Annotated in this window: 3 protein-coding genes and 2 rRNA genes; 4 read left to right on the top strand and 1 reads right to left on the bottom strand. The window is 61.6% G+C overall.

Annotation, left to right across the window (positions count from 1 at the left end; all coding sequences use genetic code 11):
• The 4 genes from HWX07_RS13810 to HWX07_RS13795 all read left to right on the top strand — a co-directional run.
• A 23S ribosomal RNA gene (locus HWX07_RS13810) occupies positions 1–97 on the top strand; the annotation flags it as partial.
• A gap of 229 nt (positions 98–326) precedes the next feature.
• Positions 327–439 (top strand): 5S ribosomal RNA (gene rrf / locus HWX07_RS13805).
• Positions 440–815: 376 nt separating this feature from the next.
• Positions 816–2,891 carry a molybdopterin oxidoreductase family protein gene (locus tag HWX07_RS13800; RefSeq protein WP_175876572.1) on the top strand — a complete coding sequence of 692 codons (2,076 nt, stop codon included), beginning with the start codon at positions 816–818 and terminating at the stop codon, positions 2,889–2,891.
• A 137-nt stretch (positions 2,892–3,028) separates the two neighbouring features.
• Positions 3,029–4,702: a long-chain fatty acid--CoA ligase gene (locus HWX07_RS13795; protein ID WP_011544492.1), complete on the top strand. Its 1,674-nt coding sequence runs from the start codon at positions 3,029–3,031 to the stop codon at positions 4,700–4,702.
• A gap of 375 nt (positions 4,703–5,077) precedes the next feature.
• Here the strand turns inward: HWX07_RS13795 and HWX07_RS13790 are convergent, their stop codons facing one another.
• The gene (locus HWX07_RS13790; protein ID WP_023477229.1) at positions 5,078–6,229 is read right to left on the bottom strand and encodes a porin; all 1,152 of its coding nucleotides are present in this window, start codon (positions 6,227–6,229) and stop codon (positions 5,078–5,080) included.
• Positions 6,230–6,382: the final 153 nt, after the last annotated feature.

Genomic DNA, 6,382 nt, shown 5'->3' with positions numbered 1-6,382 from the left:
GAAGGGTCGTTCGAGACCAGGACGTTGATAGGTCAGGTGTGTAAGCGCAGTAATGCGTTCAGCTAACTGATACTAATTGCCCGTAAGGCTTGATCCTATAACAAGTCTGTCTTGTGTCGATGATCGTTAGTGCTTCAGCACTTACGAGCATCCCACGCAGAGCGTCGAGCAGCGAAGCTGATCGATGCGGCGCGCCGGTTGAAGTACCGGTGACCTGCGTAGCAAGATGAGACAAGTTGGATTCTCGTGTGTGATACACACAACTCAAAAATTACTGCTTCTTCCAAGATTGGTTGCGCTGCGAAGCAACGCAACAACCCTCTTTGCCTGATGACCATAGCGAGTCGGTCCCACCCCTTCCCATCCCGAACAGGACCGTGAAACGACTCTACGCCGATGATAGTGCGGATTCCCGTGTGAAAGTAGGTAATCGTCAGGCTCCCTAAGCCAAGAACCCCCGCCCGAAAGGCGGGGGTTTTTGCATTGCGGCGACGGAAATGTGCATGGCGGGGTAAAGCCTTACCAACGCCACTGCATTAGCATCTCACCCACGCAAGCAATCCCAGCATCCCATTCCCTCAATTGCTTCTATCTCCGGCGATTCAACTTCTTATTGATCGTATCTTCAATCAAGACGCAATTTCTTCTCCGCAGCGTATCGACAAGCGCGATCCTATGATCAGCTTTCCGCTCGCAGCAGCCCGCCCCGCTTCCACTCGACCGCCGCGCAGATCATCCAAAATCGCTGCGAAATGAACGCTTTATTTGGCGCGTCCACGTAAAATTTGCGAACCCCCATCTCTGCATTCAAAACGATGAACGCCGCCACCCAGGTAGCCCGGGCCGTTTGCCCGCATGATTGTCCGGACACATGCGCAATGCGTGTGACCGTCGAGAACGGCAAGGCAATCAAGGTCACGGGCGACCCCGACCATCCGCCGACGCAGGGCGTGTTGTGCACGAAAGTCAGTCGTTACGCGGATCGCGTTCACCATCCCGATCGCCTCACTGTTCCGCTCAAGCGCGTCGGTGCGAAGGGCGAAGGGCGCTTCGTGCCGATCAGCTGGAGTGAGGCGTTCGACGAGATTGGGCGCCGCCTCGGTGAAATCGCCGCGCGTGCGCCGGAGGCGATCGTGCCGTACAGCTATGCGGGAACGATGGGGCTCGTGCAAGGCGAGGGCATTGCTCAACGCTTCTTCCACAAGCTCGGCGCTTCGCGGTTGGAGCGTGCGATCTGCGCGGCGGCCGGCGCAGCGGGGCTGCGATACACATACGGCGGTAGTGTCGGCATGCACCTCGAGTACTTCGAGGAAAGCGAACTGATCCTGATATGGGGCGCAAATCCGATTGCATCGAGCCTGCACTTCTGGACCCGCGCCCAGGAAGCGAAGCGCCGCGGCGCGCGTCTGGTCGCGATCGACCCATATCGTTCGCTGACTGCGGAGAAATGCCATCAGCACATCGCGCTGAAACCCGGTACCGATGGCGCATTTGCGCTCGGCATGATGCATGTGCTCATTACCGAAAACCTGCTCGATCACGACTACATTGCCGACCATACGCTCGGCTTCGACGAACTGAAGGCGCGCGCCCTGAGCTATCCGCCGGAACGTGTCGCGCAGATCTGCGGCATCGATGCGTCGGAACTGGTCGATCTTGCATGTCGTTACGGCGCCACCCGCAAGGCATCGATTCGCCTCAACTACGGCATGCAGCGTGTTCGCGGCGGCGGCAATGCGGTGCGCGCGATTGCCAGCCTGCCGGCGCTAACTGGGGCGTGGCGCGATCGGGCGGGCGGACTGCTGCTCTCGTCGTCGGAATCCGCGCCGGTCAACCAGGCAGCGCTGCTGCGTCCGGATCTGATGCAGGGTTGGCCGCATAAGTTGCCGCGCATCATCAACATGAACGCGATCGGCGACGCACTGCTGCACCCGGGCGACGCGAGGTTCGGGCCGAAAGTCGAAGCGCTGATCGTGTACAACTCGAATCCGGTGGCGGTCGCGCCCGATTCGTCCAAGGTGGCCGCAGGTTTCGCTCGCGACGATCTGTTCACGGTCGTTCTCGAGCACTTCAAGACAGATACGGCCGATTTCGCCGACATTGTATTGCCGGCGACGACGCAGCTCGAGCATTTGGATGTCCATAAGTCGTACGGCCATACCTACGTGATGGCGAACCTGCCGGCGATTCCGCCAGTAGGAGACGCGCGGCCGAACACGGAGATCTTCCGGGGGATCGCGCGCAGCATGGGGCTCGACGAACCGGCGCTTTATCACAGCGACGAAGAGGTCGCTCGCGCGGCGCTTCGCTGGGACGATCCGGCGCTCGACAGCGACTGGGACACGCTGAAGCGGGTCGGCTGGCTGAAGCTCAAGCTGCCGGAGGCGCCGTTCGCGAATGGTGGTTTCCGCACGCCCTCCGGCAAGTGCGAGTTCTACAGCCCACGGCTCGAGCAGATGGGCATGGAGCCGGTCCCTGACTATCTGCCGCCGTTCGAGTCGGCCGAAGCCGCGCCCGAGCTCGCCGTACGCTATCCGCTGGCGATGATTTCGCCGCCGGCCCGCCACTTCCTGAACAGCACGTTCGTGAACGTCGACAGCCTGCGTTCGACGGAAGGCGAGCCGCACCTCGACATGCACCCATCCGACGCCGATGCCCGCGGCATCGCGGAGGGCGACACCGTCCGCATCTTCAATGACCGTGGCTCGATGCAGGCGCTCGCGCGCATTACCGACCGTGCGCGTGCCGGGCTCGTCGTCGGATTGTCGATCTGGTGGAAGAAGCTGTCGCCGGACGGCAGGAACGCGAACGAGGTGACGAGTCAGGCACTGACCGATCTGGGGAATTCGGCGACGTTTTACGATTGTCTTGTGGAAGTTGAGCGGATTTGATCGAATATCGCCGTATCATCAGACAAAATTGATATGGAAGTTGGAAGTGGACATCTAACCCTGTTGTCTCGGGGCGGGGGAGCCGTTACGATGCGTTTTAGCACGACCATTCGAAAATCAGTGAGGAGACGCGCGGTATGGACAAAATCTGGCTGAAATCGTACCCACCCGGCGTTCCAGCCGAAATTGACTCCTCTCCTTATCCGTCCGTCCCGGACCTGCTCGACGAGAGCTTCCGTCAGTATCGCGACCGTACCGCGTTCGTCTGCATGGGCAAGGGCATCACGTATGGCGAACTCGACAAGCTGTCGCGCCAGTTCGGCGCATGGCTGCAATCCCGCGGCCTGGCGCGCGGGTCGCGGGTCGCGATCATGATGCCGAACGTGCTGCAGTACCCGGTGACGATCGCCGCGGTCCTGCGCGCCGGCTATACCGTCGTCAACGTCAACCCGCTCTATACGCCGCGCGAGCTCGAGCATCAGCTAAAGGACAGCGGTGCGGAGGCAATCGTCATCCTGGAGAATTTCGCGTCGACGCTGCAGGCCGTCATCGCCAATACGGCCGTCAAGCACGTGGTCGTCGCATCGATGGGCGACCTGCTCGGCATCAAGGGATGGCTCGTCAATTACGTCGTGCGCAACGTGAAGAAGATGGTGCCTGCGTGGCAGCTGCCGTCGTTCACGCGCTTCAAGGCCGCGCTGTCGGAGGGCGCGCGACTGGCGTTCAAGCCGCAGAAGATCGGCCCCGACGACGTCGCGTTCCTGCAGTACACCGGCGGTACGACCGGTGTCGCGAAGGGAGCGACGCTGCTGCACCGGAACATCGTGTCGAACGTGCTGCAGGCTGGCGCCTGGCACCATCCGGCTCACGAGAAGTACCCGGAGGTGGAACAGTTCGTGACCGTTGTCGCGCTGCCGCTGTATCACGTGTTCGCGCTCACCGTCTGCGGTTTCCTGACGATGCGTACGGGCGGCATGGGCATCCTGATCCCGAACCCACGTGACATCGCCGGCATGATCAAGGAACTGAAGGGCTACCAGATCTCGACGATTCCGGCCGTCAACACGCTGTACAACGCGCTGCTGAATCATCCCGAGTTCGGTCAGCTCGACCTGTCGAAACTCGTGATCGCCAACGGCGGCGGCATGGCGATCCAGGAGGGCGTCGCGAAGCGCTGGTATGAAAAGACGCGTACCGCGATCATCGAAGGGTACGGGCTGTCCGAAACGTCGCCGGTGGCGACCTGCAACCCCGTGACGGCGACCGAATACAGCGGCACGATCGGTCTGCCTCTGCCGTCGACCGAGGTCGCGATTCGCGACGATGCCGGCAACGACGTCGCGCTCGGTGAGCCCGGCGAGATCTGCATCCGCGGGCCGCAGGTGATGGCCGGCTACTGGAACCGGCCGGACGAGACCGCGAAGGTCATGTTCGCGGACGGCTTCTTCAAGACGGGCGACGTTGGCGTGATGGATGCGCGCGGCTACGTGAAGATCGTCGATCGCAAGAAGGACATGATTCTCGTGTCCGGCTTCAACGTGTATCCGAACGAAGTCGAGGACGTGGTGGCGTCGCATCCGGGCGTGTTCGAGGTGGCGGCGGTCGGCGTGCCGGACGAGCATTCCGGCGAAGCCGTGAAGCTGTTCATCGTGAAAAAGGACCCGGCGCTGACCGACAAGGACATCCTTGCCTACTGCAAGGAGCGGCTCACCGGGTACAAGCGGCCGAAGCTGGTCGAGTTCCGCACGGAGTTGCCGAAGACGAACGTCGGCAAGATCCTGCGGCGCGAACTGCGCGATGGACGTGCGTAACGCACGCAACGCACGCAACGCACGCAACGCACGCAACGATGCGGTTGAACGAAAAGCCCGGCCTGTGCCGGGTTTTTTGTTTGCGGCTGCGGGTGGATGACCGGAAGCGCCCGTTTCGTGCGGGGCGCGGCGGCAAGCCTTGCGTTTCGAGCTGACGGCTGGAGGGCGTGTCGACAGCTACCATCCGATCACCGATCACCGATCACCGATCACCGATCACCGATCACCGATCACCGATCACCGATCCACCGATCCACCGATCCACCGATCCACCGATCCACCGACCCGCTGATCCACCACCGCCACCGCCTCACCACAAAAGAAAAAGGCGCCCGAAGGCGCCTTCAATATGCTGCGGCTTGTCAGGCAAGCTGATTAGAACTTGTGACGGATACCGACGCGTGCCGCGACCTGGTTGCTCGTGCTCGACCCGGCCAGACCGTTGATCGCTGCCGTTGCCTTCAGGACGTTGCCGTTCGAATCGAGCACGTTGCCCGATGCGTGCTGGTACACGCCGATCGCGTAGACGTCGGTACGCTTCGACAGGAAGTAGTCGACGCCCAGCGAGCCCTGGTGGTACTTGGCTGCCGAGTTGCCGTCGATCTTGCTGCCTTGCGTGTAGTCGTACGCCGCGCCGAGGATCAACGCCGGCGTCAACTGGTACTTGAAGTTGATTTCGCCGTTGTTGAACGTCGCGGTCTGGTTCACGAACGGGCCTGCCGAGAAGCCCTTGAACTTCGTGTTCGAGTACGTCGCGCCGATCGTCGCTGCACCGAACGTGTAAGCGCCGCCTGCACCGATGACCTGGTACGTGTTCGCGTTGTTCGCGTACGCGCCGTAGACCGGCGACGAAACCGACGACGACGTCGATCCGTTGTTGAACATGCCGCCGAACTGGTTCGGCGTACGTGCGTTCAAGTAACCGACGCCGAGGACGAGCGGGCCGTTGGTGTAGCCTGCGCCGAGCGACCAGACCTGGTTCTTCGAGAACTGGCCTGCCTGGCCGCCGAAGCTGTACAAGCCGCCGAACGTGAGGCCGCCGTAGTTCGCGCTCGTGAACTTGACCGCGTTGTTCACGCGATACGCGTTGTTGAAGTTGTCGAGGTCGCCCGGGTGAGCGGCGATGTAGCCGCCCCACTGGTCGCCTGCCTCGAGCGGGCCGACGAAGTCGACGACGGAGTCGTACTGACGGCCCAGCGTGACCGTACCGTACTGGCTCGACAGGCCGACGTAAGCCTGACGACCGAACATCAGGCCGCCCTGACCGAGCCTGCCGCTGTTCACGTCGAAACCGTTTTCGAGGGTGAAGATCGCCTTCAGGCCGCCACCGAGGTCTTCGGTGCCGCGCAGGCCGAAGCGGCTACCCTGCATCACGCCGCTCGCCAGGCCGTACAAGTGCTTGCCGCCTGCGTTGTTGTTGAAGAGGAAGCCTTCATCGATGATGCCGTAAAGCGTCACGCTGCTTTGCGCATGGGCAGCGCCAGCGAACGCGCCCAGCGCGACGAGCGCGAGAAGCGACTTTTTCATTAACGGATCTCCAAGAATCACTGAATTTTTTTGGCGGGGCGGATAGTTATGTTCTGGCGACGGGCCCCATCAACTTCGCAAGAAGTCGCACGTAATGTAGCAAAGCCGGTTTTTGCCACAAAGCGAAATGCTGCAGCTCAACACCGCCATGTT

Source organism: Burkholderia sp. BCC0097 (assembly GCF_902832985.1).
Classification (GTDB): Bacteria; Pseudomonadota; Gammaproteobacteria; order Burkholderiales; family Burkholderiaceae; genus Burkholderia; species Burkholderia orbicola.
Note: the sequence above shows the minus strand (reverse complement) of the source record. Positions and strands in the feature narration are given on the sequence as shown.

What these genes read in the sequence shown, in the direction of transcription:
- HWX07_RS13800 (WP_175876572.1), top strand. Translation starts at nt 816, where the DNA reads ATGAACGCCGCCACCCAGGTAGCCCGGGCCGTTTGCCCGCATGATTGT.
- HWX07_RS13795 (WP_011544492.1), top strand. Translation starts at nt 3,029, where the DNA reads ATGGACAAAATCTGGCTGAAATCGTACCCACCCGGCGTTCCAGCCGAA.
- HWX07_RS13790 (WP_023477229.1), bottom strand. Translation starts at nt 6,229, where the DNA reads ATGAAAAAGTCGCTTCTCGCGCTCGTCGCGCTGGGCGCGTTCGCTGGC.